1 protein-coding gene is annotated in these 1,135 nt (G+C 34.3%); it reads left to right on the forward strand.

From position 1 onward, the window contains the following. The first annotated feature begins 78 nt into the window (after positions 1-78). Complete coding sequence (locus tag H5072_RS20060) at positions 79-1,116, forward strand: glycosyltransferase (protein WP_182694590.1); 1,038 nt, start codon at positions 79-81, stop codon at positions 1,114-1,116. The last annotated feature ends 19 nt before the right edge of the window (positions 1,117-1,135 follow it).

A 1,135-nucleotide genomic window follows, 5' to 3' on the forward strand; every position in this document is an offset into this window, starting at 1 on the left:
ACTTACTTTTGCTGTTTCATTGGGCGAGTTTTGTAATTTAACTGTGTATTTAAAGTTATAGCTTACTATGGATAATAAATGAAAAAAATAGTGCACATAACAAATGACCTGCAGCGTTTAGGCGGTGTTCAGCGTTTGCTTGTAGATTTAATGACGCTACAAAACAATGACTTTAAGTTTGAAGTGATTTTAACGCGTGGTAAAAACGAATACGTTGATGAGTTAAAGGCTTTAGGGGTACAGGTATTCCATAAGCGTGACTTGGGCTTTTTTGGTGTTATAAAGCGCTTAAATGCAGCTGATTTAGTGCATACCCATTTGTACCCGTCAATTTATATTGCGTACTTTACAAATACGCCAACAATAGTTACAGAGCATAACCCACATTATAGGCGCCGCGATATACCTTTTATAAAAACCCTTGAAAGCGTTATTTATAAAAAATTTAAAAAAATAGTTTGTATATCGGAGGGCGTTAAAACTAAGTTTTTAGAAAGCATTAAAGCAAGTAACTCAAAAGCTTATGTTATAAATAATGGCGTTAATTTAGAGCGGTTTTCTCAAACACCTAAAACACTAAGTGCTGACGCTAAGGTTATTAACATAGGCATGGTTGGTCGTTTTGCACCACAAAAAGATATAAAAACCTTACTAAAATTAATGACCCTACTTGATGATCGGTTTGTCCTTAATTTAGCGGGCGATGGTGAACTAAGGTCTGAGTACGAAGATTACGCATTAAGCTTAGGTGTAAGTAATAAAGTTAAATTTTTAGGCCAAGTTAACGATATACCAAACTTTTTAGATTCACTTGATGTTTATATACAATCTTCCCACTGGGAGGGGTTTGGTATTGCAGTAGTAGAGGCTATGGCAGCCGGGTTACCATCATTTGCTACTAATGTTAAAGGTTTAAATAATGTAGTTGTTGAGCAAGGTTTATTTGAAGTGGGTGATACACATACATTAGCTGCTAAAATAAATGTTTTGGTTAATGATACTAATTATTATAAAGAGCAGTCTGTAGCAGCGGTTAATAAAGCAATGAGCTTTTCGATTAAAAATACAGCCATTGAGCACACCCAAATTTACAATAGTGTGTTATGCAATGTTTAGTATTAAAGTAAAAAACCTT

The sequence above is a fragment of the Pseudoalteromonas sp. SR45-5 genome (assembly GCF_014163565.1).
Taxonomy (GTDB): Bacteria; Pseudomonadota; Gammaproteobacteria; order Enterobacterales; family Alteromonadaceae; genus Pseudoalteromonas; species Pseudoalteromonas distincta.